The sequence below is a fragment of the Microbispora sp. NPDC046973 genome, from assembly GCF_040644495.1.
Lineage (GTDB): Bacteria > Actinomycetota > Actinomycetes > Streptosporangiales > Streptosporangiaceae > Microbispora.
In genome coordinates this window covers 29,945-47,315 of record NZ_JBEYWQ010000008.1, presented here as the reverse complement: position 1 = coordinate 47,315, position 17,371 = coordinate 29,945, and the positions used below count along the sequence as shown (strand labels likewise).

Here is a 17,371-nt window from a genome sequence, read left to right as displayed (position 1 = left end):
CTTTCAGCCGTGGATGCGGTGGGGGACGAAAGAGGACGTGTCGTCGGTGACGAGGCCGGAGGTCTCCCGGATGCCGAGCCCGGCCGACTCGTCGTCGACCACCCACGCCCCGAGCACCGGTCGCCAGCCGTCGAAGTCCGGCAGCGGCAGGAACTCCTGGTAGACGAAGCCCTCCCTGCCGTAGTCGCCCTCGGTCTCCACCTCGACGCCCGGTGCGGCGATCCGCATCGAGGCGCCCTCGCGGCCGAGCAGCGGCTTGCGCACGTAGCCGGGGCCGCCGGCCAGCTCGCGGGGCCCGTCGAGGTAGGCGGGCAGCAGGTTCGGGTGGCCGGGGTACAGCTCCCAGAGGATCGCCAGCAGGGCCTTGTTGGACAGCAGCATCTTCCACAGCGGCTCGATCCACGTCATCGAGATCTGCTGCGCGAGCGCGTGCGGCGCGAACGGCTCGGCGACGACCCACTCCCAGGGGTACAGCTTGCACAGCGTGCGGACGACCCGGTGCTCCATGTCGACGAACCGGCGGTTGAGCGCGTCCCAGCCGATGTCCTCCATGGCGATCGCGGTCGTGACCAGCCCGGCCTGCTCGGCGGTCTCCTGGAGGTAGCCGATGGTCATCGCCTCCTCGCCCGTCTCGTCGGCGCTGGTCCACGCGAAGTGGGCAGGGCCCGTCTGGAGGGTGAGGGACTTCCAGCGGTCGACCAGGCGCTCGTGGATCGAGTTCCACTGGTCGTCTCCGGGATACACGTCCTTCAGCCAGAACCACTGCACGACGGAGCTCTCGACCAGGCTCGTCGGGGTGTCGGCGTTGTACTCCAGCAGCTTGGCCGGTCCTGTGCCGTCGTAGCGCAGGTCGAAGCGGCCGAAGACGTGCGGGTCGCGCCGGCGCCACGACTCCGCGACGGCCGCACGGCAGTGCGGCGGGATGCCGAGGTCGGCGAACCGGTCGGAGGCCACGATGTGATCGGCCGCGGCCAGGCACATCCGGTGCAGCTCCTCGACCTGCTCCTCCAGGGCCAGGACCTCGTCCATGGTGAAGACGTAGTGGACGCTCTCGTCCCAGTAGGGCCGGGTGAGGCCCTCGGGGTGGGCGGAGCGGTGGAACGCGAGCCCCTGCGACTCGATGAGGGCGGCCCAGTTCTCCCTGGGCGCCGAGGTCAGCCTGCGCACGTGCCGGCCCCGCTCAGCCGCCGCCGCCGGAGTGGAAGCCGAAGCCGCCCCGCTGCACGACCCGCCCCGTCCGGGTCGTGATCTGGGCGTCGGCCGGCCTGACCGTCGTGCCGCGGTAGACCCGGCCGCCGCTGCGGGTGCCGCCGTAGTACCAGCGGTACGCGCCGTGCGAGCCGTAGTAGTGGCTGCCACCGTCGTCGTCGCAGTAGTCGTCGTCGACGACCACGTACGACCCGTCCGGGTTGAGCGTCGAGGTGTCCACGCAGTCCGCGCCGACCTCCTCGTAGTCGTCCTGCGCGGCGCAGAAGCCGACGACGAGGACGGACAGCACGCCCAGGGTGCCGAGTTTGATCGCCGTGGAGGACTTGATGCCGCTCGGCGACGGCGGCGTCTGCGGCCGCGGCGTGCCCATGGCCATGGGATGGGTGGGCAAGGAGGAGCCGCCGGGTGGCGTCGTCTTCGGTGGGGGGCTCTCCCCGGGCTCTGCCAATCGGGCTCCTGCTGTCGAGATCGGCACACATTATCGTCTGGATGGACGAACGGGACAGGCTGCTGCGGGGTTCCTGATCGGTCTGTTACGTCCGCCCCGGCTGAGACCGCGTACGCCGGGTAGCGTGCCGGATGTGGATCCCGTCGAGGCGCTGAAGCGCATCGCCTTCCTGCTGGAACGGGCAGGTGAGCCGACCTACCGCGTGCGCGCCTTCCGCGGCGCCGCCGCCGCGATCGAGGACCTGCCCAGGGAGGAGCTGGCACGGCTCGCGCGCTCCGGCGGCCTGACCGACATGAGGGGCATCGGCAAGGTCACGGCCCTGGCCGTCACCGAGGCGCTGGACGGCGCCGTGCCGACCTACCTGCGGCGGCTGGAGGACACCAAGGACGTCGACCTGGACGAGGCCGCGCAGGCGCTGCGGTCGGCGCTGCGCGGCGACTTCCACAGCCACTCCGACTGGTCGGACGGCGGCTCGCCCATCGAGGAGATGGCCGAGGCCGCCCGCTCGCTCGGGCACGAGTACCTCGCGCTGACCGACCACTCGCCCCGGCTGACCGTCGCGCACGGCCTGTCCGCCGACCGGCTGCGGCGCCAGCTCGACGTGGTCGCCGAACTCAACGAGCGGTACGCGGGGGACGGCGGCCCGCCGTTTCGCGTCCTGACCGGCATCGAGGTGGACATCAACACCGACGGCTCGCTCGACCAGGAGCCGGAACTGCTCGAACGGCTCGACGTCGTCGTGGCGAGCGTCCACTCGCTGCTGCGCATGGACGCCGCGGACATGACCCGGCGGATGGTCGAGGCGGTGGCCGATCCCCACGTGGACGTCCTCGGGCACTGCACGGGCCGGGTCGTACGCGGGCGAGGGCGGCCGGAGTCGCAGTTCGACGCCGAGATCGTCTTCGAGGCGTGCCGGAGGTTCGGGGTCGCGGTGGAGATCAACTCCAGGCCCGACCGGCTCGACCCGCCCAAGCGTTTGATGCGGCTGGCGTACGAGATGGGCTGCGAGTTCGCGATCGACTCCGACGCCCACGCGCCCGGCCAGCTCGACTGGCAGCGGTTCGGGTGCGAGCGCGCGGCCCTCTGCGGGATACCGCCCGAGCGCATCCGCAACACCCGCCCCTGGGGGACTGCTGCGGACTTGGGGTGATAGTGCTGTGGCGTCCGAGTGAGGTGTGTTAGGCGGGTTTCGCCGGACTGATCGACGTAGCGTCGAATCATGAAACGCCGCGACGCGCTGGTGAAGGAGCTGGAATCCGCCGGATGCCTGTCGGCCCGCGAGCTCGCCTCGCGCCTCGGGGTCAGCAAGAGCACCGTCGTGCGCGACGTCGCGAAGCTCAGGGAGGCCGGTGTCCCGATCCGGCTCGACCAGGGCGGGTACGCGCTCGCGGGCCCCGACTCGGTGAAGCGCGCCATCGACAGGGCGCTGCGCGGGCGGCACGTGCTGCGCCTGGAGTACGTCAACAGCAAGGGCGTGCCCACCGTCAGGGACGTCGAGCCGAGCATCTGCCTCGGCGGCCGGGGCGGGCACTGGTATCTGGTGGCCTGGTGCAGGCTGCGCGACGACGTGCGCGTCTTCCGGCTCGACCGGATCTCCTGGGCCGAGGTCACGGACGAGCGCTTCCCCGAGCCGGGGCGCGACCGCCTGGCCGAGCTCGCCGAGGCCGTCGGCGGCTGACCGGGCCGTTCCCCGGCTGGTGCGCAGCGCCGGGACGCGGCATCCGATCGGCCGCAGCCCCGGGCGGCATGACCGGGGGCGGTCGCGGCGGGTGCGGCGGAGTCGTGACGACCCGCGAATCCGTGAGCCGGCGGGCGGGCGCCGCCCGGATGCCGTGCTGACGTGCGTCGATGGGATGGAGTCGAACGCGTCAGCGAGAAATGTCGGTGGGGTGGCCTACCCTCTGCGGCGTGAACCGTACCGACCGGCTCTACGCGATCGTCGAGGACCTGCGCGCGATCTCCCCGCGCTGCCGGTCCGCGCGTGAGCTCGCCCTCCGCTTCGAGGTCAGCTCGCGGACCATCGAGCGGGACATCTCCGCGCTGCAGCAGGCCGGCGTGCCGATCTACGCGGAGGTCGGGCGCAGGGGAGGATACGCGCTGGACAAGAGCATGTCCCTGCCCCCGCTCAACTTCACCCCCGCCGAGGCCGTGGCGGTGGCGATCGCCCTCAGCCGCACAGAGCAGCAGCCCTTCGCCGACGAGGCGCGCAGCGCGTTGCGCAAGCTCGTCGCCGCCATGCCCGGCCCCGAGGGGGAGCGGGCCCGGCAACTGGCCGCCCGCGTGCAGATCCTCACCGACGACGAGCCGGAGTCCCGATACACCGGGTCGATCGGCCGGGTCATCGAGGAGGCCCTGCTCAAGGGCGTCGTCTTACGCATCCACTACGGCGACGCACACGGTGTGCTGACGACAAGGGAGGTGGAGCCGGGGGCGTTCGTGGGCGGGCGGAGCGGGTGGTGGTATCTGGTGGCCTGGTGCCGGCTGCGCGACGCCGTCCGCGTCTTCCGGCTCGACCGGATCGTCGAGGCCGTCCTCACCGAGGATCCGGTGCCCGGCCGGCCCCTGGAGGCGTTCGACGCATGCGTGCCGGACATGATCGCGCGCACCCCGGTGCTCGACTGACCGGTTGATTCGAAAACATGTTCGCGAGTTTCTGGAAACACCGACAGGGGGGTGTCGCCGACGGGCGGGAGGCTCTATTCACACGACGACGAACCGGCCACGGTCCACCGAGCGCCTTCCCCGCTCCTCACGCCGCCCGGCCGGCCACGTCGCGTACGAGAGCGAGCGCCCGCGCGCAGAAGGCAACAGAGAAAGAGACCGACGATGACCACTCCCGCCACCCCCGCCGTCAACACCGTCGCCTGGTTCGAGATCGCGAGCGACGACCCCGAGGCGGTCCAGCGCTTCTACGGCGACCTGTTCGGCTGGCGGTTCCGCGCCGACGAGGGCTCGGCCGCCGTGGGCATGGACTACCGGCTCATCAGCTACGACGGTGACGACGAGATGCGCGGCGGCGTGTTCGGCACCCGTGGCGGCATGCCCGGCCACGCCGTCTTCACGGTGCTGGTGCGGGACGTGACCGAGACCTGCCGCAAGGTGGAGGCCCTCGGCGGCAAGGTGCTCAGCGAGGTCGTGGGCAACGAGAACGGCCCCGACTTCGCCTACCTCCACGACACGTCCGGCAACCTCTTCGGCGTCTTCGCCCCGGCCGGTTCCTGACCGGCCGGAGCGCACCCAGGCCGTCCGACCGCCCGCCGGGACCTCCCCGTGCTTCCCCTGCGGCGCCTTTCCCCCGGGCCCTTCCCCTCCGGGCCGTCAGGGCGCTCGGACGGCCGTCCCCCGCCCCCGCCGGCCGGGTGGGGTCCGCCGGCCGCCCGTTCGAGGTGCCGATACGGGCGGCCGGCGGCGGCGCGTCATGCGCTGTGCGGTGGCGGAGACCCGGGGCCGTGGGCGCGACCCCGCGCGCGCCGTGGCGGGGCCTCGTCACGCCTCCGGCGGGCGGTGCTGCAACTGGCGGCGCAGTTCGGCGATCTCCCGCTCCAGGTCGGCGACGTCCGGGGCGTCGGAGCCGGCAGGCCCCTGGCCCGGCGCGGCCTGCGGCCGCTGCTGCCCATAGGGCGAGGGAGCGGGACGCACGTACTGCGTCGCGCCGTCGGGCCGCTGGGGGTCGTAGCCCCCGCCCTGCCGCTGGGCGTCGTAGTCGCGGGAGCGCGAAGCCTCGTAGCCTCCGGCACTCCGTCCGGGCTGGTGGCCGTTGGCCGCCGGCAGGCTCTGCGGCTGCCAGCCCTGAGGCAGCACCTGGCCGTTCACCGGCTGCCGGTCGTAGCCGCCGCCGACCTGCGCCGGGTAGCCGCCACCGCCGTTCACCCCCGGGTAGGGCCCGCCGTACGCGGGCGAGGGCGACTGGCCCTGCGGGGAGGAGGGGGCCTTCTTGCGCCTGCGCATGAGGACCAGCAGCAGGAGACCGCCACCGACCACGACCAGGACACCGGCGCCGACGGCGATCCACAGCCACACCGGCTGCGGGGTCTCGTCCCTGCCCGACGAGATCGCCTGCTGGGAGTCGGTGATGTACTTCGCGACGTACGGGTGGCTCGGGAACAGCGCCTGCACCTCGCGGAACTTCGGCAGCGCGTCCTTGTAGTGCCGCTGGAAGAAGTCGTCGAGCGCCTCGTTGTACTTCGTCGTCGTCAGGGACGCGGAGGGCTTGACGTTCTTCTCGTTGAGCTTCTCCTTGATGATCGAGACCGGGAGCACGAAGCTCTCGTTCTCCGACGCCTCGCCGTTCTCGCTCACGGTGCCGGCGATCAGCATGCCCACGACCTTGCCCGCACGGCTGAAGACGGGACCGCCGGAGTTGCCGTGGTAGGAGGGCGCCTGCGTCTGGATGTAGGGCACGCCTTCCTGCGTCGTGCGCTTGGCGTTGTACGGCCCCTCGGTGAGCGCGGGGTCGAGCTTGGACTCGAGGCTGAACCACGGGGTGTTGGTCACCAGGCCGGGGAAACCGCTGATGTAGAGCGTGTCGCCGGTCTGCACGTCGGCGTCGTCGCCGAGCGGCACCGTCGGCAGGTTCTGCTGGCCGTTGACCTTGAGCAGCGCGAAGTCCTTGCCCGGGTAGCTCTCGCCGACCGACACCAGCTCGGCCGGGACCTCCTTGGCCGTCTTGTCGACGCCGCCGCCGGGCAGGCTCTGCAGGACCGACAGGCTCTTGCGCAGGCCGCGGATCTCCAGGTGGGTGCTGTTGAAGGTGACGTAGATCTGCTGGACGAGCTCGAGCATCTCCTTGTCGGCCTCGAAGTTCCGCAGGGCGTTGATCATCTCCTTCGCGTCCTGCTTGTTGAACTTCTCCAGCGCCTGCTGCGCGAAGGTCTGCGACAGCTCCTCGTTGCTCATCTCGACGCAGTGCGCGCCGGTGACCATGTAGCCGTCGGGGGTCACCCACCAGCCCGTGCACATGCCGCCGACCTGCGCCTTGACGGTGCGCTCCGGGCCGACGGGCTGGAGGTAGCGGTCGACGTCGGCCGCCACGCGCTGGAAGAAGAACTTGGCGATGCTCCGCTCGTCGGAGGGGATCTTGCCGGCGAGCACGGCCTGGGTGGCCTCGTTGGTCAGCTGGTCCCACGCGGCCTGCTTGGCCTGGCTGCTCGGGACGACGACCTCGCCCGAGTACGTGATGCTGGTGAGCTGCACGGCCGGGTGGGTGCGAGCGGCCAGCCGGGTGCCGACGGGGACCTCGTCCCCGGTGTCCGCCGAAGCGGGAGCGGCCACGACGAGCAGGGCGAGAGCCGCAATCGCGGCCATCCCCCCGGTCAGTCTGCCGAAGTATTTCCTGAGATTTCCATCCACGGCCGCAAGCGTGATGGAACGGTCTTGTTTCTTGCTTGGAGGTGGCTTGGGACCGGACGGTACCGCACTGCAAGACCCATTCCGCGCCGCTCAGGTGCGTGAGGGCCCCGGAAACGGTGCGGCCGGGGGCCCCGGAAACGGCCGGGGGCCCCGGAAACGACGGCGGCCCCCGCCGGAGCGGGGGCCGCCGGACGATCCGCGGATCAGACGCCCATCGACTGGGTGTCGTTGGTCTCCGGGGTCTGCTGAGCCGACACCTCGGTCACCCCGTTCTTGAGGTGATAACGGGCGACGGCCTCCTGCAGTGTCTCGGCCTTGACCTCGCCGCGCCGCACGAGCTGGGTCAGCACCGCCAGCGTGATCGAGGCCGCGTCCACGTGGAAGTGGCGGCGCAGCGCCGAGCGCGTGTCGGACAGGCCGAAGCCGTCGGTGCCGAGCGAGCTCCAGTCGCCGGGCACCCACTGCGCGATCTGGTCCGGGACGGCGCGCATGTAGTCGCTGACGCCCACGAACGGCCCCGGCACACCCGACAGCTTGGTGGTCACGTACGGCACGCGCTGCTCGGCGTCGGGGTTGAGCAGGTTGTGCTCCTCGACGGCCAGCGCGTCCCTGCGCAGCTCGCTCCAGGAGGTGGCCGACCAGACCGACGCCGACACGCCCCAGTCCTCCGCCAGCATCCGCTGGGCCTCCAGCGCCCACGGGCCGGCGACGCCGGACACCAGGATGTTCGCCTTCGGCCCGTCGCCCGTCGCCGGGGCGTAGAGGTAGAGGCCCTTGAGGATGCCCTCCACGTCCACGTTCTCCGGCTCGGCCGGCTGCGGGTAGGGCTCGTTGTAGACGGTCAGGTAGTAGAAGACGTCCTCGGGGTGCTCCCCGTACATCCTCCGCAGGCCGTCCTTGACGATGTGCGCGATCTCGAAGGCCCACGCCGGGTCGTACGAGACGGCGGCGGGGTTGGTCGAGGCGATCAGCGGGGTGTGGCCGTCCTCGTGCTGCAGGCCCTCGCCGTTCAGCGTGGTGCGGCCGGCCGTCGCGCCGAGCAGGAAGCCCCGGCCCATCTGGTCGCCGAGCTGCCACATCTGGTCGGCGGTCCGCTGGAACCCGAACATCGAGTAGAAGATGTAGACCGGGATCATGTGCTCGCCGTGGGTGGCGTACGACGTGCCCGCCGCGATCACCGAGCCCATCGAGCCGGCCTCGCTGATGCCCTCGTGCAGGATCTGACCCTCGGTCGACTCCTTGTACGACAGCAGCAGCTCGCGGTCGACCGCCTCGTACGTCTGCCCGTGGGGCGAGTAGATCTTGGCGGTCGGGAACATCGCGTCCACACCGAACGTGCGGGCCTCGTCCGGGATGATCGGCACGAACCTGGCGCCGATCTCCTTGTCGCGCATGAGGTCCTTGAGCAGGCGGACGAACGCCATGGTGGTGGCGACGTTCTGCTTGCCGGAACCCTTGCGCAGGCCCGAGTAGACGGGGTCGCCGGGAAGCTTGAGCGGCTTGGCACGTACTACCCGCTTGGGCAGGTAGCCGCCGAGCGCCGCCCGGCGCTCCTTCATGTAGGCGATCTCGTCGTTGTCCTCGCCGGGGTGGAAGTACGGCGGGAGGTCGGCCTCGAGGTCCTTGTCCGGGATCGGCAGGTAGAGCCGGTCGCGGAACTCCTTGAGCTCGGCCTTGCTCATCTTCTTCATCTGGTGCGTGGCGTTGCGCGCCTCGAAGTCCTTGCCGAGCGTCCAGCCCTTGATCGTCTGGGCCAGGATGACGGTCGGCTGGCCGACGTGCTCGCGGGCCGCCTTGAACGCGGCGTACACCTTGCGGTAGTCGTGGCCGCCGCGCGACAGCTTGCGGATGTCGTCGTCCGACATGTGCTCGACCATCTTGCGCAGGCGCGGGTCGCCGCCGAAGAAGTTCTCCCGGATGTAGGCGCCCGACTCGACCGAGTAGGTCTGGAACTGCCCGTCGGGCGTCGTGTTCATCTGGTTGACCAGCACGCCGTCGACGTCGGCCGCCAGCAGCGGGTCCCAGTCACGGCCCCAGACGACCTTGATGACGTTCCAGCCCGCGCCGCGGAAGTACGACTCCAGCTCCTGAATGATCTTGCCGTTGCCGCGTACGGGGCCGTCGAGCCGCTGCAGGTTGCAGTTGATGACGAAGGTGAGGTTGTCGAGCTCCTCGCGGGCCGCGACGCCGATCGCGCCGAGCGACTCGGGCTCGTCCATCTCGCCGTCGCCCAGGAAGCACCAGACGTGGCTGCGGCTGGTGTCCTTGATCTTCCGGCTCAGCAGGTAGCGGTTGAACCGCGCCTGGTAGATCGCGCCGATCGGGCCGAGGCCCATGGAGACCGTGGGGAACTCCCAGAAGTCCGGCATCAGCCGGGGGTGCGGGTAGGAGGGCAGGCCCTTGATCCCGTGGGACAGCTCCTGGCGGAACGCGTCGAGCTGGGCCGCGTCGAGGCGGCCCTCAAGGAAGGCGCGGGCGTAGATGCCGGGGGCCGCGTGGCCCTGGATGAAGATCTGGTCGCCCGACTCCCCGTGGTCCTTGCCCCGGAAGAAGTGGTTGAAGCCCACCTCGTAGAGCGAGGCCGCGGACGCGTAGGTGGCGATGTGGCCGCCGACGTTGGTCCGCGCGTTGGCACGGGTCACCATCACCGCCGCGTTCCAGCGGATGTAGGCCCGGATGCGGCGCTCGACGTACTCGTCCCCCGGGAACCAGGGCTCGCGCTCCGGGGGGATGGTGTTGATGTAGTCCGTGCTGCGCAGGCCGGGCACGCCGACTTGGTGTTCGCGGGCGCGCTCGAGCAGCCGGAGCATCAGGTAGCGGGCCCGGGTGCGGCCCTCGGTCTTGATGACGTTGTCGAGCGATTCGAGCCATTCGTTGGTCTCGCTCGGATCGACATCAGGCAACTGGCTGGGTAGGCCGTCACTGATGATCGAAAAACGCTGGCGTCCGGAAGCCACTGGGTCTCGCCTTCCGAGAATGGACTTTGTCTCGTCGGATCTGTTACGTCTGTGTTGCCTGCTGCGATGCGGTCAGCGCTTGATCGCGGCGTTGCGGTCTTCTTCCATCCTGTCTCGTCCCACCGGAAAGTGCATCTCTACTGCCCGGTAACCGAACCGTCCGCGCTGGCTGCGGGGCAGGTCTTGGCCTAGACCACCGATGGTAGGACGATTTTTACTTACCATCCATTCCCGGTCGAGGCCGGGGGCATCACAAGGTCGCCGGCGTCATATCGTGCCTGGTCGGGACCTCCGTACCCGGCCTGACCGCGCCCTACCCGAAAGACCGGGCGACGTCGCCGCGCGGTCGCGGTCCTGACCGTCCCGTCATCGTCTCCGGCGCTCTCCCGCCTCGCCTGTTTCACGTCTCCGGCATGCTCGCGGGGCCGCGCGGGTGAGGCCGGGAGACGGCGTGCCGGCCACGTAACGTTTTGGTATGAGTTGTCCCTTCCTCTGAGGAGAGGGGGGTTTCTCCTCTTTCCAGGTGGCGATAGCCGTACCAGGCTCTGGAGAGAGGGGGATCGAGATGCACGCAACGGTAGGGGACCGGCTGGTGGTGCACGGTGCCGTCGTGGGCGACCACGAGAAGCACGGTGTGATCGTCGAGGTCCGCGGTCCAGAGGGCGGCCCGCCGTTCCTGGTGAAGTACGAGGACGGGCACGAAGCGCTCGTCTTCCCCGGTCCGGACGCTGTCGTCCTCCCAGCTCAGCGCGAATCGTAATATCGCGGATGTGAAATCGACGGTGATCGAGGTGCGGACCGGCGCGCGCGAGCGCGTGCACGACATAACGAAGGAGTGCGCCGATTTCGCGCGCGAGTGCGGGGGAGACGGGCTGCTGCACGTCTTCGTCCCGCACGCGACCGCGGGCGTGGCGCTGCTGGAGCTCGGCTCCGGCAGCGACGACGACCTGCTGGCCGCTCTGGGGGACCTGCTGCCGGCCGACGACCGGTGGCGGCATGCGCACGGCTCCCGTGGGCACGGGAGGTCGCATGTCATGCCCGCCTTCATTCCGCCGTACGCGACCGTTCCCGTCCTCGGGGGCAGGCTGGCGCTGGGAACCTGGCAGTCGGTCGCCCTGATCGACCTCAACGTCGACAACCCCGACAGGCGTGTTCGTTTGTCGTTTTTGACCGATTAAGAGATAACGGTGCGGGTCACCCGCCGTGGCGACCGTTGACGACGACGGGTCGCAGCGTGTGGACTGTGCCGAAGCATGGCTCTCAACGAGCCGGGACAACCGCAGACATGGGCGGGGTCACCCCAAGCAGGAGGGATAAACGTGAGCGCGACCGCGGGTCAGGCGCAGGGCGAGCGCGGCCTGGCCGAACGACTCGGCCTCAAAGCGGGTCAGGTGGTGCAGGAGGTCGGCTGGGACGAGGACTGCGACGAGGCGCTGCGCCAGTCCATCGAGGAGCTGACCGGCAACGAGCTGGTGGACGAGGACTACGAGGACGTCGTCGACGTGGTGCTGCTCTGGTGGCGTGACGGCGACGGAGACCTCTTCGACGCGCTGAGCGACGCGATGACCGCACTCGCCGACGGAGGCCAGATCTGGCTGCTGACCCCCAAGGCGGGGCGCGAGGGCCACGTGGAGCCCAGCGACATCGGTGAGGACGCGGCGACCGCCGGGCTGTCGCAGACGAGCAGCGTGAGCGCCGCCAGGGACTGGTCGGGCACGAGACTCGTCGCCCCGAAGGCCCGCCGCTGAGTATTGCCCTGCCGTACGGCCCGGGGATGCCGTACGGCAGGATGATGGGCGGATACCTGGGGAGGGACTGCTCATGGCGATAGAGGTCGGGCAGCGGGCTCCGGATTTCGCGCTCAAGGACCAGCACGGCGTTCCCGTGCGCCTCTCCGACCTGCGAGGCAAGACGGTCATGCTCGTCTTCTATCCCCTGTCCTTCAGCCCCGTCTGCCATGGCGAGCTCGCGGCCATCCGCGACGAGCTCGCCGGCTCCCTGCCTTCGCACGTCCAGGTGCTGGCGGTGTCGGTCGACTCGATGTTCAGCCAGCGCGCCTGGGCCGACCAGGAGGGCTTCTCTTTTCCCCTGTTGTCGGATTTCTGGCCCCATGGTGAGGTCGCCCGGGCGTACGGTGTCCTCGATGAGGACAGGGGACTCGCGCTCCGGGGCACGTTCATCATCGACGGCGAAGGCGTCGTGCGCTGGAAGGTCGTCAACCCGATCGGTTCCGCACGCGATCTCGACGAGTACCGGAAGGCGCTTGCGGAACTCTGATCGTTTCATTGCCCGCCCCCGGGCACTGACATATTCGACTCCGACTCCGACTCGCCCCATTGGAGGCCACGATGCCCTGCTACAGGTGCGGGGCCCGGCAGACCGACCCCGTCCGCGGCGCCAGCCCCTGGAAGCGCGCGGTGCGCCGGGAGGCGCAGGTCCTCGTCTGCCCGGACTGCCAGCGTGTGCACGATCTCGATCTCGACACGTGTGCCTCGTGCGGCTCGATCGCGCTGATCTGCCGCCTGGGGGAGATCGAGTGCCGCTCCTGCGGCGAGGTGCGGCTCGCCCGCGCCGGTGAGCCGCTCGTCACGGCCGGTTCGCAGGGTTCCGCGCCGATGCCCGGCCTGGCGGCAGAGGTGGAGGCGGCCCTCGACCGCGTCCTGGGCCGCTCGTGACGCGGTCCGCGCCGTACGTGGTCGCACTCGACGTGGGCGGCACCTCGATGAAGGGCGGCCTCGTCACCCGGCGGGGCGAGGTCACCGTCCTCGCCGGGCGTCCTACAGGGCGTGAGCACGGCCCCGACGCGGTGGTGGAGGCCGTGCGCGCCTACGTCGGCGAGATCGCCGACCTCGGCCTGTCCCGATACGGCGCCCCGCCCGCCGGGGTGGGCCTGGCGGTCCCCGGGATCGTCACCGCGTCCACCGCCGTCTACTCGGCCAACATCGGCTGGCGCGACGTGCCCGCTGAGGCGTTCACGCCTCCGGGCGTCCCGGCGCGGCTCGGCCACGACGTCCGCACGGGCGGCCTGGCCGAGAGCGTCTTCGGCGCGGGTCGCGACGTCGCCGACTTCCTCTTCCTGCCCATCGGCACCGGCATCGCGGGAGCGGTGGTGCTTCGCGGCGAGCCGTACGGCGGCGCGCACGGCTGGGGCGGCGAGATCGGGCACGCGTCCGTCTGGCCGGCGGGGGAGAAGTGCGCCTGCGGGCAGATCGGCTGCCTGGAGACCTATGCTTCCGCCTCGGCCGTGGCCCGCCGCTTCACGGCGCGGTCCGGCCGTACGGCGACCGCGAAGGAGGTCGTCGAACTCGCGGCCGCGGGAGACCCGGTGGCCGCCGAGGTGTTCGGTGAGGCGATCGAGGCCCTGGCCATCGCCCTCGCGTCGTACGTGCTCGTGCTCGACCCGGCCCTGATCGTCATCGGCGGCGGCCTGGCGGAGGCGGGTGCGGTCCTGTTCGAGCCGTTGCGGGAACGGCTGGCCGGGCGGCTGGCCTTCCAAGAGCCCCCGCCCGTACGCCCGGCCGCCCTGGGCCCCCGGGCGGGCATGCTGGGCGCGGCCCTGCTCGGCTGGCAGGCGGCGGGAGACGACGACGCGGGCGCCGAGTGGTCACTCGATGTGCTGAGAGGCGGGTCGGTGTCGTAAGGTGTAGTCCGGTCCGGGCGGTTAGCTCAGCGGTAGAGCACTCGCCTTACAAGCGAGGGGTCACTGGTTCGAACCCAGTACCGCCCACCTGCGAAAAGAGCCCCGTCTCCCACCAGGGAAAACGGGGCTCGTGCCATTAATGTGCCATTAGCGAACGCAATCGATCTTGCTCAGTGACCACTCGCCTCGGTCGGTAGGACCTGTGTGATCTTGCCGTTCATGACGTCAGCGATCTTGTGGTCTGCCTCCGCCGTGCGGTGCTGGTAGATCATCGCGGCGCGTACGCTGTCATGGCCCATGCGTGCCATCAGGTCGCGGAGGGAAGCGCCGGCACTGGCCGCGATCGTGTTCCCGGTGTGGCGAAGATCGTGGAAGTGGAGCCCGGGGACGCCGAGCTTGCGTGTCGTCTCGCTCCACTTGGCGGCCCGCCGGAAGTTGCTGCGCCGCAGAATCCCGCCGTTCGCCCCGGTGAAGACGAGCGCTGTCGGTTCTGACTCGGTGAACTGGTCGAGGTGCTGACGCAGCGCCGGAATGATCGCCTCTGGTATCGCCACCGTCCGCAGACCGAACTGCTCAATCGGCGGCGGTGGAACACCTGCATCGAACTGGCGAACGCGATCTTCGAGTACCTGGAGATCTTCCACAACCGCCAACGACGTCACAGCGCCCTGGGGATGCGTACCCCGGTCGAATACGAGATGCTCTACGCAAACACCCAGCTGGCATGACGGCCAACCAAGCCAACTCCACAGAACCCGAGGCACATCAGAGCCTCCATCAATCCCGGCGCGGTTCACTCGACCTACGTACGGCTCGGTGACGAGCAGCACGTCACAGAAGCCGGCCAAGCCGCCCTTGCCGCTCTCGGCCAGGACGAGGACCAAAAGCACGTGTCGATCGTCTACGCCGACATCGCACAGGCACAGCTCCAGCTCGGCGACGTGACCGAAGGAGTCGCCTACGCTCGCCGCGCCCTGGAAGCAGCCCAGCGCACCGAATCCACCTGGGGCATGCAACACCTCGCCAAGGTGGAGAAGGCCCTTGCCGCCCGGCCAGACCATGCCGCCCGCGAACTACTCGGCGACATCCGCACTACTCGCCGCGCTCTGGGACCGTCTCCCGCCTGATCCACTCCAAGTAGTCCGGCGTCCCCTGCACAATCGGCACCGCCACGATCTCAGGCACCTCGTACGAGTGCAGCTCACGCACGCAAGCCGCAAGGTCCTCGAAGCGATCAGCAGTCGTCTTCATGAGCAACAACCACTCCTCCGCCTGGCCAACCTCACCCGCCCACCAGTAGGTAGAGGAGATCGGCGCAACGACCTGCGCACAAGCCGCCAGACGCCGAGCCACGACGGCAGAAGCAATCCGGTCGGCCTCGTCCCGGCTGTCACTCGTCACACGAACCTCGATTGCGTTCATCGTCGCCACCTCACGATCTTCCCTGATTGGTTATCTGTACCGGGAGCGCCACCGGTTCCATCTTCAGTGGCGGGTCTGATTGCCGCACACAGCGGCCTGGCATACTGTCGATCATGTCGCACGATGATTTAATTCGGCGGCTTCGTCGCCGAGCTTACGATCCCGCCCGGCGCCACGACACCGTTTGGGTGCCGCTGGACTGGCTCAAGCGTGAGTACGGAGACCAGGTCAGGAAGCGGTTCGTATCTTTGCGAAGTCGGACCAAATCGGGTGATACTCGAAGCGAACTTCCACTCGCCTCAGAGCCGCACGAACGGCAGACGACCGAAACGGGGGAAGCGCCTTTCTTCCCCGACGGTCCACCCATTCTTCCCTCTGCAAACATGCAGTCGGCTGAGCCCGACGACAGCCTATGGGACGCTCCCTTGAGAGCCGGAGCGCCAGAAGCGATAGCGTTTTTTCGCAGCAGCCCACATGGGCCGCCCTATTCTCCCGCGTCACTGGCCGACGTTGTCACTTGCGAACAACGTATCGGCCATCCCCTTCCCCTCCTTCTTAAACGCATTTACTTGGAGGTCAGCGATGGCGGATTCGGCCCTGGCCCAGAAGGCGGAGTTCTGGGGATCACTCCCCAGGGTTGCCGCCTTGGCGGAGTTGGACCGAATGCTGTAGAGGCATACGAGGAGTCGCGCGAGGTAAGCGAGGTCATGGGGTTCCCCATCGCGGGCGGTGGATGCACACTTTACTGGTACGTCTCACTTACTCATCCTGGCAACCCCGTCTCGCTCTGGGATGGTTCTGGCTGGGACTATCCGGAAGGACCCATCGAAGCTGGAACCGTTCTTACGGTTCCCACGTTGGCGGAATGGCTGAGCCGCTGGTCCAACGGACAGGACCTATATGAAGAGATAGACGACAGCCAGCAATGAGATTGCCGGCCGGTACGGTCCGCCCGCGCATCTGGGGAGACGCCAGCAGTCGATGCCCATATGAAGAGCAATTCCAAGTTCTGCAGCTTCAGTGGTCGTACTGCCGAATTACGCTCATAGGAGTCAAGGCGGCGGCGCACCGCGCCGCCGCACCCTCGCGCCGTCCTCCCCGCGCTGCGCGTGCGGCCTGGAGGCCGTTCTCGCGCGGGGGACGCGCGGACCGCCGCGCACCCGCCGCGCCGTAACAAGGCACTGCGCCGACCGCCGGCACGCCACCGCCTGATTTACCACTCAGCCGCTCCGACATGATCTGATAGTCGGGATCTTGGAGGGCTGACCATCATGACCAGATCGAGTAGACACATCGTCACTGCCCCCGTGGCCCTGTTGACCCTGATGGTCGCCGCGGCATCCGCACCTTCCGTCTCCTGGGTGTCGAGCGCGGAATACGAAGCCGTATGTCACCCCGACGCGCGCAACGAAGAATGGGACCCTAAACGCAGCGGAGAGTGGAACCGGCCATTCGACATCCACAGGAGAATAGAGCTGACCAGGCCTGGGGCGATCAAGATGCGAAACATCGTTCTCTGCAGGACGATCCCTTGACCTGTGGCCAGTTGATTACGCCTCCGGCGGGGGCCTCAGCTCCGGGATGATCGCGACGAGCACGAGCCGGGTCCGTAGTGGCTGAGGTGGGCCTGATCGTCCCGCCTACCGCGACCCAGGCAGAGCCCAGCAGCCCTACTTCTCCAGTTCAAGCCCGTCCGAGACCGTTGGCATCTGATGATTGAGGAACGGCGGCCGGTTGAGGTACACCCGAGGACGGGCTTGACCTTCCGTCGCCGGCCCGCTGCCGCTTCGCGGTGGGTCGAGGCAGACGGGAAGATCAGGCAGGGGAGAAGCATGCAGGTCTCCACCACACTAATCGATGGCTGCGTTGGACGGAAGGCGTTCCACCACCATTGCAATGGCTTGTGCCGGCGTTGCTGCGGGTCCTACGGTCTCGTCACGGCGAGGCCCCATCACGAGGTAGCCGCCCCTCACAGCGGGTGCGATGTATGGGATGTCCCATGTCCATCGTGGAGTGGTGCAGCGGCTGAAGTGGAGTTCTCCCATGCCCGTCCAGGGAAACAACTGCCGTAGGCGTGGCTCGGAGTAGGCTGCGTCCACCAGTTCGGGGGGTACGCGTCCGTCAGCGCGAACCTTCCGCCAGCAGGCTTCAACGATGTCCAACCCGGATCGGCTGGGTGTTCATGATGAGATCATGCACGATGCCGTGCCATTAGCGTGCCATTAGGCGAGCGGAGAACGGCCCAGGGGTCATGATCCAGGGCATCGAAGAGCTGCGACAAGAGGCATGATCACCGTGCCGTTAGCGTGCCATTAGGCAGCTCGGAGACGGGCGGCGGGGGAGCGG

Annotated in this window: 18 protein-coding genes, 1 tRNA gene and 1 pseudogene; 13 read left to right on the top strand and 7 right to left on the bottom strand. The window is 69.1% G+C overall.

The features are described from left to right. Window positions 1-3: 3 nt before the first annotated feature. A complete protein-coding gene (locus ABZ860_RS17310; protein WP_357220873.1) occupies window positions 4-1,167 on the bottom strand; it encodes a glutathionylspermidine synthase family protein in 1,164 nt (387 codons plus the stop codon). Between the two features lie 13 nt (window positions 1,168-1,180). Next, complete coding sequence (locus ABZ860_RS17305; protein WP_357220871.1) at window positions 1,181-1,579, bottom strand: hypothetical protein; 399 nt, start codon at window positions 1,577-1,579, stop codon at window positions 1,181-1,183. Window positions 1,580-1,790: 211 nt separating this feature from the next. On the opposite strand from ABZ860_RS17305, the gene ABZ860_RS17300 reads away from it, so the two are divergent. The 4 genes from ABZ860_RS17300 to ABZ860_RS17285 all read left to right on the top strand — a co-directional run bounded on the left by ABZ860_RS17300 (window position 1,791) and on the right by ABZ860_RS17285 (window position 4,879). Beyond that, window positions 1,791-2,807, top strand: a complete 1,017-nt coding sequence (locus tag ABZ860_RS17300) for a PHP domain-containing protein (protein WP_357220869.1) — start codon at window positions 1,791-1,793, stop codon at window positions 2,805-2,807. A 69-nt stretch (window positions 2,808-2,876) separates the two neighbouring features. Further along, window positions 2,877-3,335: a WYL domain-containing protein gene (locus tag ABZ860_RS17295; RefSeq protein ID WP_357220867.1), complete on the top strand. Its 459-nt coding sequence runs from the start codon at window positions 2,877-2,879 to the stop codon at window positions 3,333-3,335. 230 nt (window positions 3,336-3,565) lie between these two features. Then, complete coding sequence (locus tag ABZ860_RS17290) at window positions 3,566-4,279, top strand: YafY family protein (protein ID WP_357220865.1); 714 nt, start codon at window positions 3,566-3,568, stop codon at window positions 4,277-4,279. Between the two features lie 204 nt (window positions 4,280-4,483). After that, window positions 4,484-4,879 (top strand): VOC family protein, encoded by a 396-nt coding sequence (locus ABZ860_RS17285; protein ID WP_357220863.1) that lies wholly within the window; start codon window positions 4,484-4,486, stop codon window positions 4,877-4,879. Window positions 4,880-5,143: 264 nt separating this feature from the next. On the opposite strand, the gene ABZ860_RS17280 is transcribed toward ABZ860_RS17285, so the two are convergent. Continuing rightward, complete coding sequence (locus ABZ860_RS17280) at window positions 5,144-7,006, bottom strand: trypsin-like peptidase domain-containing protein (RefSeq protein ID WP_357220862.1); 1,863 nt, start codon at window positions 7,004-7,006, stop codon at window positions 5,144-5,146. Between the two features lie 203 nt (window positions 7,007-7,209). Further along, a complete protein-coding gene (gene aceE / locus ABZ860_RS17275; protein ID WP_357220860.1) occupies window positions 7,210-9,963 on the bottom strand; it encodes a pyruvate dehydrogenase (acetyl-transferring), homodimeric type in 2,754 nt (917 codons plus the stop codon). Between the two features lie 565 nt (window positions 9,964-10,528). Between aceE and ABZ860_RS17270 the strand changes: the two genes are divergently transcribed. From ABZ860_RS17270 to ABZ860_RS17240, 7 genes are all read left to right on the top strand, one after another. Further along, window positions 10,529-10,723, top strand: a complete 195-nt coding sequence (locus tag ABZ860_RS17270; protein ID WP_030505662.1) for a DUF1918 domain-containing protein — start codon at window positions 10,529-10,531, stop codon at window positions 10,721-10,723. Window positions 10,724-10,733: 10 nt separating this feature from the next. Then, window positions 10,734-11,141 carry a YjbQ family protein gene (locus ABZ860_RS17265; protein WP_357220858.1) on the top strand — a complete coding sequence of 136 codons (408 nt, stop codon included), beginning with the start codon at window positions 10,734-10,736 and terminating at the stop codon, window positions 11,139-11,141. A 141-nt stretch (window positions 11,142-11,282) separates the two neighbouring features. After that, window positions 11,283-11,711 carry a DUF3052 domain-containing protein gene (locus ABZ860_RS17260; protein WP_357045860.1) on the top strand — a complete coding sequence of 143 codons (429 nt, stop codon included), beginning with the start codon at window positions 11,283-11,285 and terminating at the stop codon, window positions 11,709-11,711. Between the two features lie 73 nt (window positions 11,712-11,784). After that, a complete protein-coding gene (locus tag ABZ860_RS17255) occupies window positions 11,785-12,240 on the top strand; it encodes a peroxiredoxin (RefSeq protein WP_357220856.1) in 456 nt (151 codons plus the stop codon). 71 nt (window positions 12,241-12,311) lie between these two features. Then, a complete protein-coding gene (locus ABZ860_RS17250) occupies window positions 12,312-12,638 on the top strand; it encodes a hypothetical protein (protein WP_357220854.1) in 327 nt (108 codons plus the stop codon). Then, window positions 12,635-13,603 (top strand): ROK family protein, encoded by a 969-nt coding sequence (locus ABZ860_RS17245; RefSeq protein ID WP_357220852.1) that lies wholly within the window; start codon window positions 12,635-12,637, stop codon window positions 13,601-13,603. Before ABZ860_RS17250 ends, ABZ860_RS17245 begins: the two co-directional genes overlap by 4 nt. Before the next feature lie 15 nt (window positions 13,604-13,618). Continuing rightward, a tRNA-Val gene (locus ABZ860_RS17240) sits at window positions 13,619-13,690 on the top strand. An 83-nt stretch (window positions 13,691-13,773) separates the two neighbouring features. On the opposite strand, the gene ABZ860_RS17235 is transcribed toward ABZ860_RS17240, so the two are convergent. Then, the gene (locus ABZ860_RS17235; RefSeq protein ID WP_357220850.1) at window positions 13,774-14,157 is read right to left on the bottom strand and encodes a tyrosine-type recombinase/integrase; all 384 of its coding nucleotides are present in this window, start codon (window positions 14,155-14,157) and stop codon (window positions 13,774-13,776) included. 6 nt (window positions 14,158-14,163) lie between these two features. Here ABZ860_RS17235 and ABZ860_RS17230 point away from each other — a divergent pair. Together ABZ860_RS17230 and ABZ860_RS17225 are read left to right on the top strand one after the other, a co-directional pair. Next, window positions 14,164-14,331 (top strand): annotated as a pseudogene (locus ABZ860_RS17230) (IS3 family transposase); the annotation flags it as partial. A 162-nt stretch (window positions 14,332-14,493) separates the two neighbouring features. Next, complete coding sequence (locus ABZ860_RS17225; RefSeq protein ID WP_357220848.1) at window positions 14,494-14,730, top strand: hypothetical protein; 237 nt, start codon at window positions 14,494-14,496, stop codon at window positions 14,728-14,730. Here ABZ860_RS17225 and cutA read toward each other — a convergent pair. Both cutA and ABZ860_RS17215 read right to left on the bottom strand, forming a co-directional pair. Next, on the bottom strand, window positions 14,696-15,025 hold the full coding sequence (cutA, locus tag ABZ860_RS17220; protein ID WP_357220846.1) for a divalent-cation tolerance protein CutA: 330 nt from the start codon (window positions 15,023-15,025) through the stop codon (window positions 14,696-14,698). The genes ABZ860_RS17225 and cutA overlap by 35 nt on opposite strands. A gap of 1,850 nt (window positions 15,026-16,875) precedes the next feature. Further along, the gene (locus ABZ860_RS17215; protein WP_357220844.1) at window positions 16,876-17,187 is read right to left on the bottom strand and encodes a DUF6193 family natural product biosynthesis protein; all 312 of its coding nucleotides are present in this window, start codon (window positions 17,185-17,187) and stop codon (window positions 16,876-16,878) included. Window positions 17,188-17,371: the final 184 nt, after the last annotated feature.

Coding starts and splice junctions, on each gene's coding strand:
- ABZ860_RS17305 (WP_357220871.1), bottom strand. CDS start 1,579: ATGGGCACGCCGCGGCCGCAGACGCCGCCGTCGCCGAGCGGCATCAAG.
- ABZ860_RS17295 (WP_357220867.1), top strand. CDS start 2,877: ATGAAACGCCGCGACGCGCTGGTGAAGGAGCTGGAATCCGCCGGATGC.
- ABZ860_RS17285 (WP_357220863.1), top strand. CDS start 4,484: ATGACCACTCCCGCCACCCCCGCCGTCAACACCGTCGCCTGGTTCGAG.
- ABZ860_RS17270 (WP_030505662.1), top strand. CDS start 10,529: ATGCACGCAACGGTAGGGGACCGGCTGGTGGTGCACGGTGCCGTCGTG.
- ABZ860_RS17255 (WP_357220856.1), top strand. CDS start 11,785: ATGGCGATAGAGGTCGGGCAGCGGGCTCCGGATTTCGCGCTCAAGGAC.
- ABZ860_RS17250 (WP_357220854.1), top strand. CDS start 12,312: ATGCCCTGCTACAGGTGCGGGGCCCGGCAGACCGACCCCGTCCGCGGC.
- cutA (WP_357220846.1), bottom strand. CDS start 15,025: ATGAACGCAATCGAGGTTCGTGTGACGAGTGACAGCCGGGACGAGGCC.